At 58.3% G+C, this 21,645-nt stretch carries 17 protein-coding genes, 2 tRNA genes and 1 pseudogene; 9 read left to right on the forward strand and 11 right to left on the reverse strand.

Features of this window, described 5'->3' with window-relative positions; genetic code table 11:
* Nucleotides 1-109: 109 nt before the first annotated feature.
* Genes CCX46_RS15775 through gnd form a run of 3 tightly spaced genes read right to left on the reverse strand, consistent with a single transcriptional unit; the run spans nucleotide 110 to nucleotide 3,428 of the window.
* Nucleotides 110-931 carry an HAD family hydrolase gene (locus CCX46_RS15775; RefSeq protein WP_127927879.1) on the reverse strand — a complete coding sequence of 274 codons (822 nt, stop codon included), beginning with the start codon at nucleotides 929-931 and terminating at the stop codon, nucleotides 110-112.
* Entirely contained in the window at nucleotides 928-2,451 is a 1,524-nt protein-coding gene (gene zwf, locus CCX46_RS15780; RefSeq protein WP_127927881.1) for a glucose-6-phosphate dehydrogenase, read from the reverse strand. Before zwf ends, CCX46_RS15775 begins: the two co-directional genes overlap by 4 nt.
* Nucleotides 2,448-3,428, reverse strand: coding sequence for a phosphogluconate dehydrogenase (NAD(+)-dependent, decarboxylating) (gene gnd, locus CCX46_RS15785; protein ID WP_034153922.1), 981 nt, complete (start codon nucleotides 3,426-3,428; stop codon nucleotides 2,448-2,450). The genes zwf and gnd overlap by 4 nt, the downstream gene beginning before the upstream one ends.
* Nucleotides 3,429-3,700: 272 nt before the next feature.
* On the opposite strand from gnd, the gene CCX46_RS15790 reads away from it, so the two are divergent.
* The 3 genes from CCX46_RS15790 (at nucleotide 3,701) to CCX46_RS15800 (ending at nucleotide 8,649) form a co-directional block, all read left to right on the forward strand.
* The gene (locus tag CCX46_RS15790; protein WP_127927883.1) at nucleotides 3,701-3,883 is read left to right on the forward strand and encodes a DUF6026 family protein; all 183 of its coding nucleotides are present in this window, start codon (nucleotides 3,701-3,703) and stop codon (nucleotides 3,881-3,883) included.
* Between the two features lie 209 nt (nucleotides 3,884-4,092).
* Complete coding sequence (locus CCX46_RS15795; protein WP_127927885.1) at nucleotides 4,093-5,841, forward strand: phosphoethanolamine transferase CptA; 1,749 nt, start codon at nucleotides 4,093-4,095, stop codon at nucleotides 5,839-5,841.
* Between the two features lie 249 nt (nucleotides 5,842-6,090).
* Nucleotides 6,091-8,649, forward strand: a complete 2,559-nt coding sequence (locus CCX46_RS15800; protein ID WP_238704340.1) for a hypothetical protein — start codon at nucleotides 6,091-6,093, stop codon at nucleotides 8,647-8,649.
* 243 nt (nucleotides 8,650-8,892) lie between these two features.
* Here the strand turns inward: CCX46_RS15800 and CCX46_RS30635 are convergent.
* Together CCX46_RS30635 and CCX46_RS31155 are read right to left on the reverse strand one after the other, a co-directional pair.
* Nucleotides 8,893-8,988 (reverse strand) — tRNA-Sec (locus CCX46_RS30635).
* 48 nt (nucleotides 8,989-9,036) lie between these two features.
* The gene (locus CCX46_RS31155) at nucleotides 9,037-9,168 is read right to left on the reverse strand and encodes a SelB domain-containing protein (RefSeq protein WP_127927887.1); all 132 of its coding nucleotides are present in this window, start codon (nucleotides 9,166-9,168) and stop codon (nucleotides 9,037-9,039) included.
* Nucleotides 9,169-9,400: 232 nt separating this feature from the next.
* Here CCX46_RS31155 and CCX46_RS15815 point away from each other — a divergent pair.
* Together CCX46_RS15815 and CCX46_RS15820 are read left to right on the forward strand one after the other, a co-directional pair.
* Nucleotides 9,401-9,613, forward strand: a pseudogene (locus tag CCX46_RS15815) (DUF6124 family protein); the annotation flags it as partial.
* A 278-nt stretch (nucleotides 9,614-9,891) separates the two neighbouring features.
* Nucleotides 9,892-13,629: a hypothetical protein gene (locus CCX46_RS15820; RefSeq protein WP_127927891.1), complete on the forward strand. Its 3,738-nt coding sequence runs from the start codon at nucleotides 9,892-9,894 to the stop codon at nucleotides 13,627-13,629.
* Nucleotides 13,630-13,787: 158 nt separating this feature from the next.
* On the opposite strand, the gene CCX46_RS30640 is transcribed toward CCX46_RS15820, so the two are convergent.
* Nucleotides 13,788-13,883 (reverse strand) — tRNA-Sec (locus tag CCX46_RS30640).
* A 524-nt stretch (nucleotides 13,884-14,407) separates the two neighbouring features.
* On the opposite strand from CCX46_RS30640, the gene CCX46_RS15825 reads away from it, so the two are divergent.
* The 4 genes from CCX46_RS15825 to CCX46_RS15840 all read left to right on the forward strand — a co-directional run bounded on the left by CCX46_RS15825 (nucleotide 14,408) and on the right by CCX46_RS15840 (nucleotide 17,787).
* Complete coding sequence (locus CCX46_RS15825; protein ID WP_127927893.1) at nucleotides 14,408-14,683, forward strand: DUF3077 domain-containing protein; 276 nt, start codon at nucleotides 14,408-14,410, stop codon at nucleotides 14,681-14,683.
* A complete protein-coding gene (locus tag CCX46_RS15830) occupies nucleotides 14,680-14,946 on the forward strand; it encodes a short-chain dehydrogenase (protein WP_127927895.1) in 267 nt (88 codons plus the stop codon). The genes CCX46_RS15825 and CCX46_RS15830 overlap by 4 nt, the downstream gene beginning before the upstream one ends.
* Before the next feature lie 217 nt (nucleotides 14,947-15,163).
* Nucleotides 15,164-17,392 carry a TonB-dependent siderophore receptor gene (locus CCX46_RS15835; RefSeq protein ID WP_127927897.1) on the forward strand — a complete coding sequence of 743 codons (2,229 nt, stop codon included), beginning with the start codon at nucleotides 15,164-15,166 and terminating at the stop codon, nucleotides 17,390-17,392.
* A 185-nt stretch (nucleotides 17,393-17,577) separates the two neighbouring features.
* Nucleotides 17,578-17,787, forward strand: coding sequence for a hypothetical protein (locus tag CCX46_RS15840; RefSeq protein WP_127927899.1), 210 nt, complete (start codon nucleotides 17,578-17,580; stop codon nucleotides 17,785-17,787).
* 352 nt (nucleotides 17,788-18,139) lie between these two features.
* Here CCX46_RS15840 and CCX46_RS15845 read toward each other — a convergent pair whose 3' ends face one another.
* From CCX46_RS15845 to CCX46_RS15865, 5 genes are all read right to left on the reverse strand, one after another.
* Nucleotides 18,140-18,637 (reverse strand): GNAT family N-acetyltransferase, encoded by a 498-nt coding sequence (locus CCX46_RS15845; RefSeq protein ID WP_127927901.1) that lies wholly within the window; start codon nucleotides 18,635-18,637, stop codon nucleotides 18,140-18,142.
* 157 nt (nucleotides 18,638-18,794) lie between these two features.
* The gene (locus CCX46_RS15850; RefSeq protein ID WP_127927903.1) at nucleotides 18,795-19,376 is read right to left on the reverse strand and encodes a DinB family protein; all 582 of its coding nucleotides are present in this window, start codon (nucleotides 19,374-19,376) and stop codon (nucleotides 18,795-18,797) included.
* A 17-nt stretch (nucleotides 19,377-19,393) separates the two neighbouring features.
* Nucleotides 19,394-20,509 (reverse strand): cell division protein ZapE, encoded by a 1,116-nt coding sequence (zapE, locus tag CCX46_RS15855; RefSeq protein ID WP_127927905.1) that lies wholly within the window; start codon nucleotides 20,507-20,509, stop codon nucleotides 19,394-19,396.
* Nucleotides 20,510-20,531: 22 nt separating this feature from the next.
* Nucleotides 20,532-20,873, reverse strand: a complete 342-nt coding sequence (locus CCX46_RS15860; RefSeq protein ID WP_127927907.1) for a nuclear transport factor 2 family protein — start codon at nucleotides 20,871-20,873, stop codon at nucleotides 20,532-20,534.
* A 51-nt stretch (nucleotides 20,874-20,924) separates the two neighbouring features.
* Nucleotides 20,925-21,641, reverse strand: a complete 717-nt coding sequence (locus CCX46_RS15865) for a helix-turn-helix transcriptional regulator (RefSeq protein WP_127927909.1) — start codon at nucleotides 21,639-21,641, stop codon at nucleotides 20,925-20,927.
* Nucleotides 21,642-21,645: the final 4 nt, after the last annotated feature.

Here is a 21,645-nt window from a genome sequence, read left to right on the forward strand (position 1 = left end):
CTGTGGGAGCGAGCCTGCTCGCGAAGAGGGAGTGTCAGACAACAGATTCGTTGAATGACACACCGCATTCGCGAGCAGGCTCGCTCCCACATTTGGTTTTTGGGTGGAGTCAGTGAGGGAGGATGTATTGCTCGATCGCCTGGGCCACGCCGTCTTCGGTGTTCGGCGCGGTGACCACGTCGGCTTGGCGCTTCACCGCCTCCTCCGCCTGCCCCATGGCAATCGACAGGCCTGCGCAATGAAACATCGCCGGGTCGTTACCGCCATCACCAATCGCAGCGGTCTGCTCCAGCGGTATGCCCAAGTGCTCGGCCAAAGTCGCCAGTGCGGTGCCCTTGTTGGCCTCTAGCGCCGTCACGTCGAGATAAACCGGTTGCGAACGCGACACCTGCGCCATCCCGTTGACTTTCGGCAACAGTAGAGCTTCCAGTTCGATCAACAGTTCCGTGTTGTTGCTGGTCGCGACAATCTTGTCGATGCGCTGCAGATACGGCTCGAAACTCTCCACCACGACGGGTGGATAACCGAGGCCGTGCTGTTCGCGCGGCACCATCGGCCCGTGCGGATCCTTGAGCAGCCAATCGCCGCCGCTGAACACCCAGATTTCAACGTCCGGTTGATCAGCGAACAGCGCCAGCGCAATCAGTGCGGTGGTAGCCGGCAGGTAATGCGCGACCAGCAAACTGCCATCCGGGTTGACGATAGTGCCGCCATTGAACGCCGCCGTCGGCAAATCAACACCCAGGGCTTCGATTTGTTGCAGCATGGCTTTCGGTGGCCGGCCGGTGGCGAGGCTGAACAACACGCCCGCCTCCCGCAGCGAACGCACCGCGTCGATGGTGCGTTGGCTCAGCGTGTGATCCGGCAGCAACAGTGTGCCGTCCATGTCGCTGAGCAGAAAACGGATGGGTTGTTTCGGCACATCACTCATCCGAGGCCATGCCAGACGCGACCATCGCGAGTCAGCAGATCTTCGGCAGCTTGCGGGCCGTCCTCACCCGCGGCATAGGCCTGCACGCTCGCGTCCTGTTGCCAGGCATCAAGGAACGGCTGCACAGCGCGCCAGCCGTTCTCGATGTTGTCGGCACGCTGGAACAGCGTCTGATCGCCAGTCAGGCAGTCGTAGATCAAGGTTTCGTACCCCGTCGACGGCTGCATCTCGAAAAAGTCTTTGTAAGCAAAACCCAGCTCGATGTTGGCCATGTTCAACGCTGGCCCCGGCCGTTTGGCCAGCAGGTCGAACCACATGCCTTCGTTCGGCTGGATCTGGATACGCAGGTAAGTCGGCTGCAATTCGTCGACTTCGGTGTCACGGAACTGCGCGTAAGGCGCGGGTTTGAAGCAAATGACGATCTCGGTGTCGCGCACACTCATGCGCTTGCCGGTGCGCAGGTAGAACGGCACGCCGACCCAACGCCAGTTGTCGATCATCACCTTCAGCGCCACGTAGGTTTCCGTGGTGCTGTCAGGGGATACGTTGGGCTCCTGGCGGTAGCCATTCAACGCTTTGCCATCGACTTCGCCGGCGCTGTACTGGCCGCGAACCGAGTTGGCGCGGGCTTCTTCGGTCGTCCATGGACGAATCGCCCCGACCACCTTGGCCTTCTCGCCGCGCACCGCGTCAGCGCCGAACGCCGCCGGTGGTTCCATCGCCACCATGGCGAGCAACTGGAACAGGTGATTGGGCACCATGTCACGCAGTGCGCCGGTGTGCTCGTAAAAACTGCCACGGGTTTCGACACCGACGGTTTCAGCTGCGGTGATCTGCACGTGGTCGATGTAGTGATTGTTCCAGAACGCTTCGAACAGGCTGTTGGAGAACCGGCTGACCAGAATGTTCTGCACGGTTTCCTTGCCCAGATAATGGTCGATCCGATAGATCTGCTTCTCGGACATCACCTTGAGCAAACAGGCGTTCAACGCTTCGGCGGTGTGCAGGTCAGAGCCGAACGGCTTCTCGATCACCACCCTTCTGAACGCTTGCGGGGTTTCTTCAAGCAAACCGGCGCTGCCGAGTCGGCGCACCACTTCACTGAAGAAACGCGGCGCGGTGGCCAGGTAGAACACCGCATTGCCGGTGCCGCTGTCGGCGATTTTCGCCGCCAGCGCTGAATAGGTGCTGTCGTCCAGAAAGTCGCCCTGGACGTAGCTGATACCTTTGGCGAGCTTGGCCCACAAGGCCGGATCAAGCATCTGATCGCCCTTGCCGACTTTCGCCGCCACTTCGGTACGGATGAAGTCTTCGAGCTTTTGCGCGAAGGCCTCATCGGTAATGGCGTTGTGGTCAACGCCGACGATCCGCAGATTGTCGTCAAGCAAGCCGTCGCGACTGAGGTTGTACAGCGCCGGCATCAGCAAGCGCTTGACCAGGTCGCCGTGGGCACCGAACAAAAACAGCGTGGTCGGTGGTGCGGGTTCTGCCTTGGATTTTCTGCGGATCGTATGGGTCATTTCTTCGGTGTCTCCACGTGGCCGCCGAAGCCAAAGCGCTGGGCCGAAAGAATCTTGTCGCCAAAGGTGCCCTGGCCGCGCGAGCGGTAGCGCGAGAACAGCGAGTTCGACAGCACCGGTACCGGCACCGCTTGTTCCATGGCCGCTTCGATGGTCCATTGACCTTCGCCGCTGTCAGCGACGGAACCGGAGAAACCGTCGAGCTTCGGATCGCTGGCCAGCGCATCGGCGGTCAGGTCCAGCAGCCACGAAGACACCACGCTGCCACGACGCCACACTTCAGCAATGTCGGCCACGTTCAGGTCGAAACGCTGATCTTCCGGCAGGCGCTCGCTGGATTTGGTCTTGAGGATGTCGAAGCCTTCGGCAAACGCGGCCATCATGCCGTACTCGATGCCGTTGTGAATCATCTTCACGAAGTGCCCGGCACCGGCAGGACCGGCGTGGATGTAACCGTGCTCGGCACGATGATCTTCAGACTTGCGATCCTTGGTGCGCGGAATGTCACCCATGCCCGGCGCCAGAGCAGCGAACAACGGGTCGAGGCGCTGCACGGTTTCGGCGTCGCCGCCGATCATCATGCAATAGCCGCGCTCCAGGCCCCAAACGCCGCCCGAGGTGCCGACGTCGATGTAGTGCAGGCCTTTTTCGGCCAAAGTCCTGGCCCGGCGAATGTCATCCTTATAGTTGGTGTTACCGCCGTCGATGATGGTGTCGCCGGCTTCGAGCAAAGTGCTCAGGGTGTTGATGGTGTCTTCGGTGGGTGCGCCGGCCGGCAACATGACCCATACCGCACGCGGTTTGGCCAGGCCGGCAACCAGTGCCGGCAAGTCGGCGACGCCGGTGGAGCCCTCGGCGACCAGGTTATCGATGAAAGCGGTATTGCGGTCGTAAACAACGGTGGTGTGACCGTTGAGCATCAGACGTCGCGCAATATTGCCGCCCATGCGGCCCAGTCCAATAATCCCGAGTTGCATGTGCTGATGCTCCTTACTACAAATAAATGTGTGTCATTGGTTATAGCCCAACGCGACTGATGGAGGTTAGTCCAGAGCGTTGCGATGAAGTTTCCGGGCATTGTGCCCGATCCAGACTGATAACGCCCCGAATCCTGCTGAAGACACACCGACCATGAAAAATAAAAAAGTTCCATTCACAGGCAAAAGAAATCAAAATCGGCGCCGATAGTAGATCTGTACCGCAAGCCGGGACGACCTACAGTTGATGCACGCCATTTGCGAGGTGAGCAATGGGCACAGTACACACAGCAATGCCGCCACAAACCCTGTACGTGACGATTCGTCGCGATGAATTGCGTCAGTTGAAAAACGAACGCGACCAGTTGAAGCAGGAGCTGGCGCAACTGCGCCTGTTGACCCAGGGTGCGCAACCGCAACCTTTGCCGGTCGTTCAGCGTCATCCCCACGCCTGATCCCCCGCCTGATTCGGGAACGGCAGCGGCTGTTCCCGACGCGCTACCCTCTGGCTGCATGCCCCACGGCAAAAGCGCCGCTTAACAAAACTTTCACATTCTCTTCGTAATACTCCGCCCCATTCTGGCCGTACCTGCGTGTACGGCCTCCGTTCGTCGGCTTCATGGATGTTCCGGCGGTGGTTGTAACGAGTGAGCTGGAGCGCCGAATGGCATTGTTCAAACGCAGCAAAACGACTGCGACAGGTTTCGATTGGGCCGGTTTTCTCTGGCTGTTTGTATTCTTCTGGTACTTCTCGGGTATCACCCAACTGCTGATCCAGTTGACCGGCACTTCCGGCTTCACCGGGTTCCGTCAGGCGTTCGTCATGAGCGCGATCTGGCTGGCGCCGATGCTGCTGTTCCCCAAACGCACCAAACTGCTCGCCGCCATCATCGGCGTGGTGTTGTGGGCCTGCTCGATGGCCAGCCTGGGCTACTTCTTCATCTATGAGCAGGAATTCTCCCAGAGCGTCATCTTCATCATGTTCGAGTCGAACGTGTCCGAAGCCGGCGAGTACATGACCCAATACTTTGCCTGGTGGATGGTCCCTGCGTTCCTCGCACACACTGCCTTCGCTTACTTCCTGTGGACGCGTCTGCGCCCGGTGTACATGCCCCGTGGCCGTGCATTCGTCGCAGCAATGGCCATTCTGATTGCAGTGATCGGTTATCCGCTGGTCAAGCAAACCCTGCGCATGGGCACCTTCGCCCAAGGCTTCGAGAAATTCGAAACCCGCATTGAGCCAGCGGTGCCATGGCAGATGGTCGTGGCCTATCACCGTTATCAGGAAACCCTTGCCGACATGCAGGGCATGCTGCACAACGTGAGCAAGATCCCGCCGCTGAAAAATCTCAAGGATGCCTCGGCCGATCAGCCGAAGACCCTGGTGCTGGTCATCGGTGAATCGACCAACCGCCAGCGCATGAGCCTCTACGGTTATCAGCGCAACACCACGCCGGAACTCGACAAGCTCAAGGATCAACTGGCGGTGTTCGACAACGTCGTCACCCCTCGCCCCTACACCATTGAGGCGTTGCAGCAGGTTCTGACCTTTGCCGACGAAGAAAATCCGGATCTGTACCTGTCGACGCCGTCGCTGGTCAGCATGATGAAACAGGCAGGCTACAAAACCTTCTGGATCACCAACCAGCAGACCATGACCAAGCGCAACACCATGCTCACGACCTTCTCAGAGCAGGCCGACGAACAGGTGTACCTGAACAACAACCGCAACCAGAACGCCGCGCAATACGATGGTGACGTGATCGAGCCGTTCAACAAGGCGCTGGCTGACGCGGCACCGCGCAAGCTGATCGTTGTGCATTTGCTCGGCACACACATGAGCTACCAGTACCGCTATCCGCCGACGTTCGACAAATTCCAGGACCGCAACGGCGTGCCACCGGGCGTGCGTGATGATCAGGTGCCAACCTACAACAGCTACGACAACGCCGTGCTGTACAACGACTTTGTGGTGTCGAGCCTGATCAAGGATTACGCCAAATCCGATCCGAACGGCTTCCTGCTGTACCTCTCGGACCACGGTGAAGACGTGTTCGACTCGGTGGGCCACAAGACCCTGGGCCGCAACGAAAACAAACCGACCGCGCCGATGTACACCATTCCGTTCATGGCCTGGGCGTCGCCGAAGTGGAAGGCCAACCACGACTGGAACTTCGCCGGCGACCTCGATCGCCCGTACAGCAGCTCGCACCTGATCCACACCTGGGCCGACCTCGCCGGTTTGAGTTTCGATGAACTCGACCACAGCAAGAGCCTGGTCAGCGACAGCTTCAAGGTACGGCCACTGCTGATCGGCGATCCGTATCAGACCGATCAGCGTGCACTGATCGACTTCAGTTTGATGAAGCCGAAGAAACCGACCGCAACCGTCGCTGACGCCGTGGAGCAATAACGTTGCGTTGGATGTGCAGGCATGAGAGCAACTGAATAGCGCTCTGCCTGATCGTTGAAAAGCTCTGTATCGAAAGATGCAGAGCTTTTTTTATGCCTTCGGAAATCCGGATCGTTCGATGAACGATCCATTGTGCAAACGCCTACCGCACGTCGGATTTCAGCCCTTACCTGTCAGATCTGACAGGTGCGCAATTCCACCAATCCGCTTTCAATCACTCCGTCACCTCACCGAACGGAGCACGCCCCCATGTCCAACCCAACACCGGATGCCCTGAAGTCCCTCTACTTCCCCGCCCTGAACCCGCTCGATCCAGCGGAAGACTACGATGGCGGCATCCCCATTCGTGCGGTGGAAAACGGGTTGCAAGGCACAGTGCCTGCCTGGCTCTCCATGAGCATCGGCGACCGGGTCGATGTTTTCTGGAACAATGCTACGCAGGCAGTGTGGAGCAAGACCATTCAATACGAGTCCGAACTCAATCGGGATGTGACCTTCACCCTGGCCAAGGATTTTGTGCTCGACGGTGATGCCACCAACGTTTACTACAAGATTTCCGGCAAGAACCATCCCGGCGAAGAATCCAGGCCCCGTTTGAAACTGCTGATCAAACTCACCCGCCCCGGCGAATACGACGACATCCCCGGTGATGACGGCCACTCCGACCTCAATTTTTCCCTCGACCGCTACGAAATCGACCAGGACTTTTTGGAAACCGACGTGGTGACGATGCGCATCACCCCCTACCGCAACCTGACCCGCTACGACCGCATCCACGCCCGCTGGGGCAGCCAGCAAGTGTTGCATCTCGTCAGCCCGGAACAAGCGGCGGATCCGCTGAAAAACCCCATCGACATCACTTTCGATTACAAGCTGATCGACGCCGCCGGCGATGGCGCCGCGGTGGCCGTGGCGTTTCAGGTGGTCGACCGCTGCGGCAACTACCCCGACGAGCGCGCGCCGTGGTCAGCCCTACAGTCGGTGCTGGTGGACATGAGCGGCGACCGACTGGACTCACCACTGGTGTTGGTCCAAGGCAAGCCGACCGATCGGGTGGACCTCGACACACTGGGTGACGATGACGTCATCGTTCGCGTGTACACGCCGACTAAAGACTTTGCCGTGAACGATGAAGTCCTCCTGACCTGGACCGGCACCCCCGCCCAAGGCCCGCAAATCATCGTCGGCCCGTTATCGATGCCGGTGGAGTTCGTGCCCTTTCAGCTCGACTTCACAATCCCCAACGAAGCCGTGCGCGCCATCGCCAAGGGCAGTGCGTCGGTGGGCTTTGTTCGGCGCCGCGATGGTGAGACCGACCGCCCCTCGAAAAACGCCAGCGTCAGCGTCGTGGGCGACATCAGCCGATTGCTCGCACCTGGCGTCGCCGAGGCACCTGGCGGGACGTTGCCAGTCGATACGCCGTGGGCGACGGTGAGTATTCCGTGGTACGTCGGTCGCAACGGCAGTGATCTGCTGAACCTGATCTGGGAAGCAAAGGCGCCCGGCGGCGACCCTGTTTACTACGAGGACCCGCGCCAGGCCGGCAACGTAGCGGATGGCGAGCCCGTCTTGCGCGCCGTTGCCCAGAGCGATATCCAGCGTTTCGATGGCCTGAGCGTCAAGGTCTACTACGTCGTCACCAACAGAGACAACCTGCTGCTGAGCGTGCGCGAATCGCTGCCATTCATCATGCAGGTGGGCGTGCCAATGCCGACCTTTGATCGCCCGGAAGTCGAAGAAGCAGACGCCGATGACGTGCTGGATCCGGACAAGGTGTCGCCGACCGGCGCAACGCTGGTCGCGCCCTTCCTCGGCACCCAGGACAAGGACCGCGTGACCTACCGCTGGCGCGGCTCGGCCAGCGGCGGCAGCACCAGCGATTATCTGGACATGATTCCGGCCACGGTGGGTAAACCGGTGAAGTTCACGGTGGGCAAGGCATTCGTGACTGCCAATCGTAACGGCACGGTGGTGGCGGATTACAGTATTCAGCGGGGGGGAGAAACCCTGGGGCATTCGCGGGAGTTGACGTTGGGAGTTGGCCAGGCAACTGCTCCAACTATCGATGCGGTGATAGGCTCTCCCAGCAATGTTGAAATCCCTCAAGGCGGGGAAACGGAGGAAACGGCCGTAACCCTGAGCGGCATCGCTGCCAAAGGCCAGAAAGTCGAAATCTTTGACGGCGCAGTCTCCAAAGGTCCGGCACCTGCAGATCCCACAACCGGTGTCTGGACGCTGCTCGTCAGTGCCCTGGCTGTGGCTGCACACAGCTTTACCGCCAAGGCGTTGTATGGCAGTGAGATGTCATCCAATCCTCCGAGAACCTTAAGGGTAGTTGAGCCTTATATAGAAGAAAACTTCGACAACGTAGTAGATCAAAGAATTGTCGATTTAAATGCAACAATGGAAACTCCACTAATGACTATTAAAAAATTATTTAGTGGTGACGGCCCTCAGCATTATGCAGCAATTTGCAACACTGATGATTTTTACCCAGAAAAAATAAGTGGAAAAGTGCTGTTTATCAGTCACTTTTACACCGACTTCTACGGAAAATCATACATAATAAACCTTAAAAACCAATACAAAAAAATATCATTCTGGATAAAATCAGACAGAAGCATACGTGGACATATCATCCTTAAAAACGGCACAACCAACGTAGGACAACTAACAGTTAGCGGCTCTGAACTTACTCCAAATCTCTGCGAAATAGCGTCATCCGATTTTTTCAATGCAATAGAGCTAAATATGACCGGAGGCTTTTCATTTAAATACCAGATCGATCACATTCGACTATATAAATAACTACAATTACAGTTAAACGGAATTAAACGGGGGCAGACCACGTTATCTGCATTTCTGATCGAAGATCGCAGTCTTCAGTAACTCCTAAGCGATTCATTGTAGGAACTGCTGCAGGCTGGGACTAAACGGGGCCAGACTACGTTTTTCCAGCATTTCGAATTAAAAGATCACCAGCCTTCGGCAGTTCCTACAGATATGTGAGTAGGAGCTGCCGAAGGCTGCGATCTTTTGATTTGTAAGAACTGGCGGAAGGCAGCCGGAGTCGAACCTGCCCAGGAGCGGATGCCCTCCCCAACCAAGTTTGAAGCCCGGCCGCGCCACCGGGCGCGATTGCCTTCCTTGAACTCATTGTGCGTCGGCGTGGGCCAGCGCGTTGTCGGAGCGGATCTAGCGGGATTCACCGATACGCCTTGTCACGCCGATGCGATCAAAATACTCCAGATACTTTTTGCCTTTTAAACTCCTGCGTTTAAGAGACACCTCAAGACACGTCTTCAAGGCTACATATCCTTGCGCCATTGCCTACAGCTACGCCAGAATCCGCCGGTTTGTGCGCCTTGGGGTTGGGCCTTATCGTGGATCGGTCGCTGACGAATCAGCGATCGGGTTTAGCGATCCGATACCTTACAGACGCTCAATCCCCAGTCTCAATTGCAGCTTTGTCTGTCTGCACTTGGCGTCATGGTGGCTGTGCGTGGGAGACCTTCGGGTCTACCCGGGGTTTCTGTGACCCGGATCGCTAACCTGCGTACAGCCGCCACCCCGTAAAACCCGCCGGATGTACGCCGTCACGGCGGACTTCAAAAACGAGGAATTGCTGGCCGATGCCTGCGAAACCCTCGCCTCCGCCAGAACCATCGCCAATGACTTCCAGCGACGGACGCTTTTAGGGATCGCGCAACTGATCATGCTCGGCGAACTGGCGGTGAATCGGGTGATGGATAATCTGGATTTACCCCAATAGCGCACCCCCACCGATGATCGTTCCCGCGCTCCCGCGTGGGAATGCCTCAACGGACGCTCCGCGTTCGGCTCTGGAAGGGACGCAGAGCGCACCGGGCTGCATTCCTTTGCTGCGCGTGGGAACGATCAATCTCTAAGGCTTTTTCAGCGTCGACTCGACCTCTCCCAAAATCACCATCCGTCGGATTCAAGCCCGCACCTGTCAGATCTGACAGGTGCGCAATCTCACTTTTAGCCGTTCAATCACTCCGTCACTTTCCGCCACGGAGTCCCCCTCCCATGTCCGCCAAAGACCAGCCTGACAACGCCCCACTGATCCTCAATGAACTCAAGATCCCCGGCCGTACCGGGCCAGTGTCCGAAACGCCCAAGGTCTGGGGCATCAACCGCGCCGCGGCGCTGGACAATTTTCCGCGTCAGGGTCTGTTGTGCCAGGCCGGGCCTTGGGCGCCGATGAATCGCCTCGACAAGCTGGTGATCTACAAGGACAAGACCCAGGAGATATTGCCAAAAACCGTTGATGAAAACGAAGTCGGCACCGAGCTGCAAATGTTCGTGGAGGCGCGGCATATCACCGAGGGCACATACACCTTGTCCTACAGCGTTACCCGGCAGGGCGGGACGGCCGAACATTCGCTAGAGATGCAGGTGCTGGTCAAGCTCACCCGCCCAGGTGGCGAGGATCATAGCGAAGAGCCGGGGCATCCGGATCTGGTCATGACCATCCCTGAGGAGATTCTCAAGGGGGGTATCGACGAGGATAACGTCGCCGCTGGCGTACTGATCACCATCGGCAACGCCGATGGCAAGCCACCCTATCCATTCGCCGCGGCCGGCGATGTGATCCGGGTTAGCTGGGGCGGCGTATTTGTACTCAGCGCCCCGCTGACCCAAGCGCAGGCTGATGGCACGGACTCAATCACCGTGAAGATCGAGGAAGGCAAAATCCGCAAGGCCGGCGACTCCGACGACTCGGGTCTGGCTGTGGTTTTCGAGGTTTACGATCTGGTCGACAATCGATCGTCGGACTGGAGTGTCGAACAACGGGTGTTGGTGGCAGTGGACACAACGCGCTTGGTCGCGCCATTGCTCAAGGAGGCGCTGAACAATGTGCTGGACGTCGACAAACTGGGCGACGCCGACGGCACCGCGCAGGTCTGGGTGTCAGGCTCCTCGTTCAAGGTCGGCGACATCCCCATCCTGACAATCAAGGGAACGCCACAAGAAGGCCCGCCGGTTGATATTGAAGTGCCGGGTGAAGCCTTGGTCAGCGTGCCGACCACCCATGAAACCAAAATCGCCAATAGCCTCCTGCGCCAATTGGCAAAAAGCCAGATCGCCCTGTCCTATCGCCTGAAAAAGGCCGATGGCTCTGCTGATCTACGTGCCAAAACCCAGTTCATCCGCGCCATCGGCGAAGTCCAGCGGCTGGCCGCGCCGATCATGCTGGACGAGGACTCCGGGGCGCTGGACCCGACGCTGGCCCAGGTGCGTCTCGAGATCCCCTTCGACAAATCCTTTGCCGAAGGCCAGGTCCTCAAGATATTCATGCTCGGCACCACGCCTGGTCTCAAACCTTACCTGCCTGACTTGCCTCTTCGCCCCATCACCCGCAACGACATCGTCGCAGCCAAACCACTGTCGTACAGCATCGACGGCAAACACCTGGCCCCGGTCAACGGCGGCACGGCGGAGTTCTACTACCAGCAACTGATCGCGGACGCGGTACTCGCCACGCTGGACAAGTACGCCGCCACTCGCGCCATTCGCGAGTCGATCCACACCGACATCCTGCAAGTCGGCGAACCGCGCCTGGAACTGCCCGAACCGGTGGTGGCCGGTGTGGTCGACGGCGTCCTGCCAGCCGACACCGCAGGCACAACCCTGACCGTGCCGTACACCGAAACGGTCAAAGGCGATGAAGTCTTCATGTTCTGGATCGGCTCGATCACCGACGAATACCCCGATTCGATCAAGCTGAACGAATTCACCGCCGGTAAGCAAGTACCGTTCACCATCCCGGCCGAGGAGATCAAGGGCAATGAAGGCGGGACGGTGATCGCCCGGTACGAAATCAAGCGTGCGGATGGGCGGACGAGTTATGCCGAGCCGCTGGAGTTCAGTGTGGGGGTGGCGCTGGAAAACCCCTTGCCATTGCCACATATGCCGGAAGCCACCGGCACAGGTGCCAACGTATCGTTGGCGCCGCTGAACGTGCAAAACGGCGCCCGAGTGATCGTGGCCTACACCGGCATGAACGAAACACATAACATCAAACTGAGCATGCTCGGGACACCCGGCGTCGGCTCACCGGACATCCCGGCCAAACCGGGCGTTGCCAGCGGCAGCGTCGAGTTCCTGATTCCCGCCGAAGCCATTGCAGCCAACATCGGCAACGAAACCAAAACCTTCACACTCAGCTACGAAGTCACCGCAGGCCAGACAACTCCATCTTTGCCTCTGACCGTCAGCGTCACGCCGCTGCCTGCGACAGAGCTGGACAAAATCAGCATCGAGCAGGCCGAGGGCACGGTGCTGGATCTGGCGAAGGTGACGTTGGGCGCAACGATTCTCGCTGGCGTCTGGGCATTTATAGCCGCCAATCATCGGGTAGGACTGAACCTCAAAGGTACGAAGAATAACGGCGATGCCTTCCATCACGTGGTATGGCCGTGGCCGTCTTCCTACGTTAATCAAAACTGGTTCAACAGCGGTCAATACACACATACGCTGGCGTACAACGCCATCAAGGACCTGGCGGATGGCAGTCGGCTGGAATTGCATTTCAAAGCGGCGTTGACGTTGAGTCGTGAGGAGGCTGAGGCGATTGATGCGCCGGTGAAGGTTTATACGATCAGAGCCCTCGATCTGAAAGAGCCTCGTATCAAGGAAGCCAGTGACGACAGTCTCGATCCATTCGCGGCCAGCGACACACTGACCGCTGTAATTCCGGCTTACACAAACATGATCGGGACCCAGGTCAGCGTGACCTGGAGCGGCACGCCCGGTGAGGGCAGCGCAACGGCCGGCCCCTTCGAGGTGACCGCGCAAGCAGACAAGGAAGTGGCGCTGCCGAATTCAGTGGTCGCGTTCAATCTAGGCAAACCGGTGAAAGTGACTTACACCGTCATCCGTAATGCCGTACCGCAGAATTCGGATGAATTGGATCTGACTGTGCTATCGATTACTGATGGCGATACGAATCTTCCGACGCCAGCCATCGACGGGGCGATAGGCGATGAACTGGAAGTGATGGAACTGGCGGAAGGTGCGCAACTCAGGATCGAAAAATGGCCGTTGCAGGCTTCGAATCAGTGTATTTGGCTGCGTTACGACGGAACTAACAAGAACGGTGACGCCGTAGAAAAAACCTTCTGGGCAGGAGAAGCGCATCAACAGGTAGAAGGGTTGGTAACGCCGGCACAGGTTGCCTGGTTAAGAGAACTAAAAAATGGACTGCCGCTGACGATTAGCTTCAAGGTAAACTTCAATAAAGTGGCAAATACTGATAAAGCGGTTGTTTTCCCCATTTGCACCTATATTATCAAATCCAAAAACCTTTCATCAGGGCATGAGAACTGGGACAACGCAGACATTCAAAGCTTTAAAATTGACACGCCTATCAAATTTGAAAGTGGAATCATCTTCACTCTTTTATCGGCCCTCTCTCCAACACAGGTATTTCGGACATTAGACACCCCCGAAAGCCTTAGACCTATATTTGGACAAAGAACACTGCTTTGCACTAATAGAACTAGCGGCAAATTTAGTTGGAATGGAGTGGCCACCAAAGTTTCATTCGTAGTAATGCACGTTGACGGTAACGATACGCATCAAGTAATTTATTACAATGATCAAGAACAGCTATATAGCGAGTTTATTCCACTCGCAAGAACTCAGCCAGCCACAGTGAAATATGAAGCGACCACTGGACAGTACATCTCCCACTTCATTCTAAAGTGTTTAAGCGAACCTATCGACCCCGGTTTCTTCCTTGATGAAATAAACTGGTCTTAATAACTTTTCGAGCATGGGCAATACCAGACACTTCAAACGTTAAGTAGAGCCAAGCTACATTTTCTGCACTGTTGATTAAAAGATCGCAGCCTTCGGCAGCTCCTAAACCAATCCCTGTGGGAGCTACCGAAGGCTGCGATCTTTTGCTTTTGGCAAACTGGCGGAAGGCAGCCGAAATCGAACCTGCCCGGGAACGAATGCCCTCCCCAACCGGGTTTGAAGCCCGGCCGCGCCACCGGGCACGATTGCCTTCCTTGAACTCATTGTGCGTCGGCGTTGGCCAGCGCGTTGTCGGGGCGGATCTGGCGGGATTCGCCGACGAGGTCGAATATTCCAGAGACTGAATACAGCGTTTGCGTCCCAGGTTGGTGGAACATCAATTGATGACACCTCACCATTTTGTCGACGTGGGCTCTGCGATATTCAGCATCATTGGGCGCTCATCAATGGTCATCGCGAGTAGCCTTTCTCCTACAAGAAAGCCCGGCAAATTCCGGAAGATTGCAGCGGTTGACTGACCTGCTCTCACTCCCTATCCTCGCGCATGTCACGACTCATTCGTGATCGGGTTTGACGGCCTGAACAATCCAGGACGCACATTGCTTTCCAACGTGCGCGCGCACTCCTGTGTCCGACGCGCTGCTCAATGGTGACTGTGTGCGGGGCATCTTCGGGTGCGCCGGGTGTCTTGGACCGGTCCGTCAACCTGCACACAGTTGCCACCTATTCGTTTGACGGCGATGAAGTGGCAGTTCTCCGACTTCCAAGAGGCTGCACCATGACCGATCCAACCACAAAGTCCACCCCCCGCGACCACATCGCTCACCACCCTTTCCGCGTCCGTCCCGACCTCTCGCTCCTCGACGCCCTCGAACACGCGGCCGTCTACCTCAACTGCGCCGAAGCCCTCGCTCACCAAGCCCCTAGCGTCGCTCGCCCGGATCACAGCAGCTCACTGCGCTGGGCCAGCCAGCAAATGCTCGCCAACGCCCGCGCACTGGTCCTGGCTTCCATCGCCAGTCAGCACACCGCTCAGACCAGAGGTGACGTATGAAAGCGCACCTTTCGATGACCCACAACGAGGACAGCATTCCGGTTTTACTGGTCTCCACCGAAGCACCACTGGATGTCTTGCACGCTAGTGCGGCCAGTCGCTTTCTGGCGGTGACGCAAATGATGGAAAGCCTCGCCAGTCTGGATATCTCGTCCGCCAAAGGTGCTGATGTGCAGCAACTGGCCCATGCGGCGGCGATGTTGTTGCGTGATGGCTGTGACGTGATGGATGTGTTGGGCCGGCAGATTCAATTGCGCGTCTGATAACGGCAAGATCAAAAGATCGCAGCCTTCGGCAGCACCTACACCGATCCCGGTAGAAGCTGCCGAAAGCTGCGATCTTTTACGTTTGAACCGTGGTCGAGCCAACCTCTGAAACACTTTCAAATAACAATATTTCTCGTTTGACACTAAATCCCCGCCCCACGCCTCGTCTTTGAACAAACGGATTTTTTCCCTCGAAGACAAGGAGTCGGCTGCGATGTTCGCGCCCATTACCCGTTCCATGACCCTCACCCTCGGTCTGTGCAGCGCTGCCTTCAGCGCCGGTCTGCTGGCTGAAACCGAAGCCGAAAAGCCGCTGAAACCCAGCAACACAGCGCTGGAGCTGGCCGAGACCAACGTCAGTGCGCAAGGCTTGGGCACCACCACCGAAAACACCGAGTCCTACACCACCGGCGCGATGAGCACCGCTACTCGCCTGAACCTGTCGATCAAGGAAACTCCGCAATCTGTCTCGGTGATCACACGTCAGCAGATGGATGATTTCAAACTCGGTACATTGTCCGAGGCCATGCGCCAGACCACGGGCATTGTGGTGCAGCATCTGGATTCCGATCGGGTCAGCTATTCGTCGCGCGGTTATGCGATCAACAACTTCCAGATCGACGGGATGCTCAACACCTTCGATCGCATGAAGTCCGATTCCGACACGATTATTTACGACCGCATCGAGGTAGTACGCGGTGCCACCGGGTTGACCACGGGTGCGGGTGATCCGTCGGCGACCATCAACATGGTGCGCAAGCGCCCGACTACGCAGTGGCAGGCGCTGGCCGGGGTCAGTGGCGGCAGCTACGACAATTACTACAGCTACGTCGATGTCGGCGGGCCGTTGGCTTTCGACGGTCGTCTTCGCGGACGCACGGTGCTGGCCTATCGCGACAACCAGTCGATCAAAGACAAGTACGCGCTGCAACGGGAAGTCGGATATGGCGTGCTCGAGGCGGATCTGACCGATTCCACCGTGCTGGCGGTCGGTTACGACTATCAGAACAAGCATGTGCAAGGTTCGTCCTGGGGCACCGTGCCCTACTGGAATGCCGATGGCAGCAAGGCCGGTCTGGGACGTTCGACCAACATGGCGACGTCGTGGAGTTCCTGGCCGCTGCAGGACAAAACCGCGTTCGCCACTCTCGATCAGCAACTGGCCGGCGGCTGGCGCCTGAAAGCGGCGTACACCCACCGCGACAGCAATACCGACGGCAAGGTCTATTACGCTGGCACCGGATACCCCGAGCCCGACCGCAGCGGCATGAGCGCCTACACCTCGCACATGATCGGCACGCAGAAAATGCAGGCGTATGACTTCAATGTCTCCGGCCCCTACTCGCTGCTGGGCCGCGAGCACGAAATGATGTTCGGCTACGGAGAGGCCGAGCGCCGCTCGAACTCTCCGTACACCATCGCCAGCCCACGCCCCAGAGGTTACGGGACTATCCGCGACTGGAAATACATGGGCGATATCGCCAAATTCAGCGACACCGTCACCGATCTCACCGGCGCCAAGGACGATACCCGGCAGAAAGCCGGATACATCGCCACGCGCCTGAGCCTGACCGATGAACTGCACGCGGTGCTGGGCAGTCGCTACGGCAGCTGGCAAGCCTCCAGCACCACCAACAGCTACAATGCCAATCGACAGCTGACCAAAGTCGATTACACCAGCCAGAAACAGAATGACGTCTGGACGCCTTACGCCGGGCTGCTATATGACCTGACCCCGGAATACACGGTGTACGTGAGTTACACCGACATCTTCAAACCCCAAGGCAATCGCGACAAGAATCGCAAGTACATCGACCCGGTGGTGGGTAAAAACTATGAGCTGGGCCTCAAGGGCAGTTTGCTCGAGGAACGCCTGAATCTGTCCACGGCGCTGTTCTGGAGCAAGCAGGATAATGTCGCTGAAGTGGACAATTCGGTGCCGGCGGATCCGGTTACCCGCGAACAGTTCTACAAGTCCGGTGGCAAGGGCAACAAGGTCAACGGCTTTGAAGCTGAAGTGTCCGGGGAAATTCTTCGTGGCTGGAACATGACTGCCGGATACACCTACACACACTCGGTCGACGGCGAAAGCGAGCGCACCAACACCAATCAGCCCATGAACCTGTTGCGTGTGTCCACCGCGTATCGTCTGCCGGGCGAATGGCAGGCGCTGACCGTGGGCGGCGCGGTGAACTGGCAAAGCGATATGTATGGCACCGCGCCCCGACCGGTTGGCCTCGACACCGAAGAGACACGCATCAACCAGAGCGGCTACACCGTGGTCAACCTGATGTCGCGGTATGAGTTCGACAGGCACCTGTCAGCATCGCTGAACGTCAACAATCTGTTCGACAAGAAATATTATGACAACGTCGGCTTCTACGACGGCGTGTATTGGGGAGATCCGCGCACGCTAACGGTGAGTCTCGACTGGAGGCTCTGACCCGTCCCCCTTTGACGCGGTGCGCCTGGATCGATGGGCGCCGCGTCTGTCAGATATCGCTCTGCAACCTGCTGCAAAACCTACACTGAACGAGCGTTAACCCCGTGTTAATTCACACGGGAGAGACTCCTCTCGAGTTCTGATTCATGGATGAAACGGCTCCCACTTGTTCAGTAGGAGGCACCATGAAAATCGCTACCGTAATCCTTGCCGGGCTGTTTGCCCTGGGTTCTGCCAGCGTCTTCGCCGAAGGCGGCGCTGAGCGCATGCGGTATTACTACGACAACTTCCCGGTTCACCACGCCCAGAGCGCGCAGCAGAGCGACGCCAGCGCGAAAGAAATTCGCGTTCCCGCCGACCAGACCGCGCAAGTGACCGAGTCCTATCGCGACTGAGATTGACCGAGCAACCGATGGACCTCCCGTGGCTCCGCTCTGGCCTGGGAGAAGACAGTTGGGCGCCCTGATTGGGGCGCCTTTTTTTTGTGGTCATTCTGTTGATTAATCAGGAATGGGTGTCCGGCTTTCGACTTGTGGTGAATTCGCCCCTCACCCCAGCCCTCTCCCGAGGGAGAGGGAGCTGTTTTGTGGTGTTTTCAGGATCGCCGTTTGCCTGTAGGCCGGTTTGGCGTTTGATTTGTGGGCTTTTCAAACCTGAGTGCGGCTCGATGTTTCAGGTCGGCGTACCTCGACCCATCACCTCGGTCAGTCCCCTCTCCCTCCGGGAGAGGGTTAGGGTGAGGGGCTTTCAGGCCTGCAAATTCTTGATCCAGAACAGCATGCGACCGTAATTAGGGTCGAACATGCCTGGCGCGAAGCCGAATTTGCCGTAAGCATTCTGCGCGACGGCGTTGCCTTCCAGCACTTCGAGGGTGATCTTGCAGCAGCCACGCTGGCGGGCAATTTCCTCAACTTTCTGCAGCATTTTCTGGCTCAGACCGAGGCCACGAAACTGGCCCACCACCGCCACGTCGTGAACGTTGACCAGCGGTTTGCAGGCAAACGTGGAAAACCCTTCAAAGCAGTTCACCAGCCCCGCCGGTTCGCCACCGACAAAGGCCAGCACGCTGAACGCATGCGGTCGCCGGGCCAGTTCTTCAGGCAGCCGACGCAGCAGATCAGGGTCAAGCGAATGACCGCCGCCCATAGGGTCTTCAGCATAATGATTGAGCACAATACCGATGGCCTCGGCGTGCGTTGGATTGCTGTAGCTGGCTTGAAGTACAAGAATCTCTGTGGAATCCATTTCCATCCCCGAACACACAAAAGCCCCATCACGCAAAGTGCGCACTGAAAGGCTGTCTGACCTTAGCGCGGGGATGATCCGGCGGGCAACCCGCAAGATCGCAGCCTGAGGCAGCTCCTGCAGCAGGAGCTGCCGAAGGTTGCGATCCTTTGCTTGGTCAGTGTCCCCAGATCAGTTCCTCGGTCCAGCCGAGTTCGGCGAAATCTTCGGCACGCAGAGCACTTTCGCCGACACAGAAGAACTCATCCAGTTGCGGCGGTTTCACCGACGTGTCGCTGAGCATCGCGTGCACCTGGCCGCGGTGATGAAGCTGATGCTCGAACAGGTGCGAAAGCATGCGCAAACGGCTGTCGTGCTGCGGCGTGTCGCGGGCGATGGTGACGATTCGGCCCAGATCGGCATCGCGCAGTTGCTCGCAATAGGCGATCAGGCGCCGATCAACGTGGGCCTGCTCTTCGCGCAGTGGTGGGCCGTCGGTAAATGGCTCATCCGCATTGAAAAACACATAGCAGTCGGGATGCGGCTCGTCCCCGCGCAACTCGCGTTCCAGTGCATCGACGTAGAACCAGTCGCAGGTGAGGATGTGATTGAGGGTCAGACGAATGCTCGGGAAAAAACTCACCCGGGGCGCGGCCAGATCTGCCGCTTCGAGCTGGCTCCAGGCCTTGGCCAGACGATGATTGGCCCAGGCATTCTGGTAAGCCATGGTCAGCAGATGATGGGAAAGCGGTTGGCTCATGTCGGCGCCCTCTTCACTCAAGCTTCGGCAAAGCGCTGCAGCTGCATCTCCTGCAAGCGACTGAGGGTGCGGCGGAACGGGAATTCCAGATAACCCTCGGTGTACAGCGCAGCCATTGGCACTTGCGCCTCGATGTACAGCGGCACCTTGCGGTCGTAGCACTCGTCGACCAGCGCGATGAAACGCCGCACGCCGTCGTCGTGAACCGACAGTTGCGGCAACTCGCGGTCACCCGCCACCACTCGCTGCGCGCCGTCTTCGGTGCCACGCGCGATGCGCCCTTCGCGTTTCTGTGCGCTGAGATTGGGTACTTCGCTCAACAGAATAGCCGTGTAACGGTCGCACAGTGCGATGAAATCCATGGCGGCGAACGGTTGCTCGCAGAGATCCGCATAGCGACACCACAACACCGTTTCACTGGCCTGCACCACGTTCAACTGGCGATGCCCGACCGACACCGGTTCGCGGCTGGCCGGTTGCCCGGCGGTCAAAGCCTGAAACACTTCGTCCAGCGCACTGAGCGAGGACGTGGCCACAAAGTAACGTTGCAGACCTGCGCCCGGATGCAGTCGATGATCCTCGGCACCATTCACCGCGACCACCTGCATATGCGCCTTGATCGCGGCAATCGCCGGGACAAAACGGTCGCGGTTAAAGCCGTCGGCGTACAGATCATCCGGCGGCAGATTGGACGTGCACACGATCACCACGCCTTCGTCGAACATCACCTGAAACAGCCGACCAAGAATGATCGCGTCACCGATGTCGTTGACGAACAGCTCATCGAAGCACAGCACCCGCACCTCCGCCGCCAGCTCTTTGGCCAGCACGCGCAACGGATCGGCAATCCCGGTCAACTGGAACGAACGCTGATGCACCCAGCCCATGAAGTGATGAAAGTGTTGGCGTCGCGCCGGCACCCGCAGGCTCTGATAGAACTGATCCATCAGCCAGGTCTTGCCGCGCCCGACCGGCCCCCACAGATAAACGCCGGTGACCGAACGGACACCGGCGTGCAGGGCTTCGTGGCATTTTTGCAGCGCCCAGACCGCGTGTTCCTGGGCTTCATCCTGGATGAAGCCCTTGTGTTGAACGGCGTGTTGCCAGGCGCTGAGGGGGGAGTCGAAAGTCATGCGCGGCAGTATGCCACGATGCTTACAGGGAAATATCCAGGCGGGCGATTTTCCCCTGCTCGTTCAAGCGGAACGTATAACGCAGCTGGGCCGGGCTGCCGGGAAATGTCCCGGAAATCAGTCCGTGCACCAGCACTTTGCCGGTGCGTTGCTGGACCTCCAGCACTTCGACCCGAGGCTGATAGCGTTGCCCGGTGTCTTGCATCCATTGTGCAATGGCGTGCGGGCCGACCTGATGCTGGCCCTCGTCGAACACGTTGGCATCCTCGGCAAAAAAACTGGCGACCCGCGAGGTGTCACGTGCGTTGGCCGCATCGATATACGCAGCGATGGCCGGGGCCAGTGTAGAGGCGGGATGAGACATGATTGCAGCTCCTTTTGTGTGGTTCTGCCGTCATCGTAAAGCAGCGTTGCGTCAGTTTTTGTCAGGAGTGAATCGCCCGCTTTCATCCAGTTGCATCTGCTCGCGCCAGGTGCGCAACCAGTCGCTGCGGCGCCCCGGATAACCATCACCCTGACGCCTGGCGGCGCTGATCCGGTCAGTGCGAAATGTACGGTAGGCGCCGCGCAATTCGCACCACGCAACGATGATCCGCACCTCATTGAGAAAGCCCAGCGCCAATGGCCAGATCAGCCGCTGACTGGGCACCTGTTGCGCGTCGGCGTAATCGATGTGCAGTTTGGCCTGGTCGCGGATGGCATGGCGGAACACGTTCAAAGGCACAGCGTTTTGCGGAAAACCATAGCCCGGCGGCCCCGGCATCACCGTGGGATTACGCAGCGCTTCCTGGGCCTGCGGATCGAGCACGGCGGCAATTTTCGCCAGCGCATCTGCAGCCGCTTTGCCGAGGACTTCATCACCGCGCTGATCGACGTAGCGCAAACCGAGGACGATGGCTTCGGTCTCTTCGGCGTTGAGCATCAATGGCGGCAGAAACAGGCCGCTGCGCAGCACATAACCGATCCCCGCCTCGCCATGGATCGGCGCGCCGAGGGCGGTCAGTTCAGCGATATCGCGATAGAGCGTACGCTCGGACACTTCCAGTTCGGCGGCGAGGATTGCCGCCGTAACCGGGCGTTTCTTGCCGCGCAGCACTTGCAGCAAAGTCAAAAGACGAGTGGTACGCGACACGATG

This window comes from Pseudomonas sp. RU47, from assembly GCF_004011755.1.
GTDB lineage: Bacteria > Pseudomonadota > Gammaproteobacteria > Pseudomonadales > Pseudomonadaceae > Aquipseudomonas.

Coding starts and splice junctions, on each gene's coding strand:
- CCX46_RS15800 (WP_238704340.1), top strand. CDS start 6,091: ATGTCCAACCCAACACCGGATGCCCTGAAGTCCCTCTACTTCCCCGCC.
- CCX46_RS15840 (WP_127927899.1), top strand. CDS start 17,578: ATGAAAATCGCTACCGTAATCCTTGCCGGGCTGTTTGCCCTGGGTTCT.
- CCX46_RS15850 (WP_127927903.1), bottom strand. CDS start 19,376: ATGAGCCAACCGCTTTCCCATCATCTGCTGACCATGGCTTACCAGAAT.
- zapE (WP_127927905.1), bottom strand. CDS start 20,509: ATGACTTTCGACTCCCCCCTCAGCGCCTGGCAACACGCCGTTCAACAC.
- CCX46_RS15845 (WP_127927901.1), bottom strand. CDS start 18,637: ATGGATTCCACAGAGATTCTTGTACTTCAAGCCAGCTACAGCAATCCA.
- CCX46_RS15790 (WP_127927883.1), top strand. CDS start 3,701: ATGGGCACAGTACACACAGCAATGCCGCCACAAACCCTGTACGTGACG.
- zwf (WP_127927881.1), bottom strand. CDS start 2,451: ATGACCCATACGATCCGCAGAAAATCCAAGGCAGAACCCGCACCACCG.
- CCX46_RS15825 (WP_127927893.1), top strand. CDS start 14,408: ATGACCGATCCAACCACAAAGTCCACCCCCCGCGACCACATCGCTCAC.
- CCX46_RS15830 (WP_127927895.1), top strand. CDS start 14,680: ATGAAAGCGCACCTTTCGATGACCCACAACGAGGACAGCATTCCGGTT.
- CCX46_RS15860 (WP_127927907.1), bottom strand. CDS start 20,873: ATGTCTCATCCCGCCTCTACACTGGCCCCGGCCATCGCTGCGTATATC.
- gnd (WP_034153922.1), bottom strand. CDS start 3,428: ATGCAACTCGGGATTATTGGACTGGGCCGCATGGGCGGCAATATTGCG.
- CCX46_RS31155 (WP_127927887.1), bottom strand. CDS start 9,168: ATGGCGCAAGGATATGTAGCCTTGAAGACGTGTCTTGAGGTGTCTCTT.
- CCX46_RS15835 (WP_127927897.1), top strand. CDS start 15,164: ATGTTCGCGCCCATTACCCGTTCCATGACCCTCACCCTCGGTCTGTGC.
- CCX46_RS15795 (WP_127927885.1), top strand. CDS start 4,093: ATGGCATTGTTCAAACGCAGCAAAACGACTGCGACAGGTTTCGATTGG.
- CCX46_RS15775 (WP_127927879.1), bottom strand. CDS start 931: ATGAGTGATGTGCCGAAACAACCCATCCGTTTTCTGCTCAGCGACATG.
- CCX46_RS15820 (WP_127927891.1), top strand. CDS start 9,892: ATGTCCGCCAAAGACCAGCCTGACAACGCCCCACTGATCCTCAATGAA.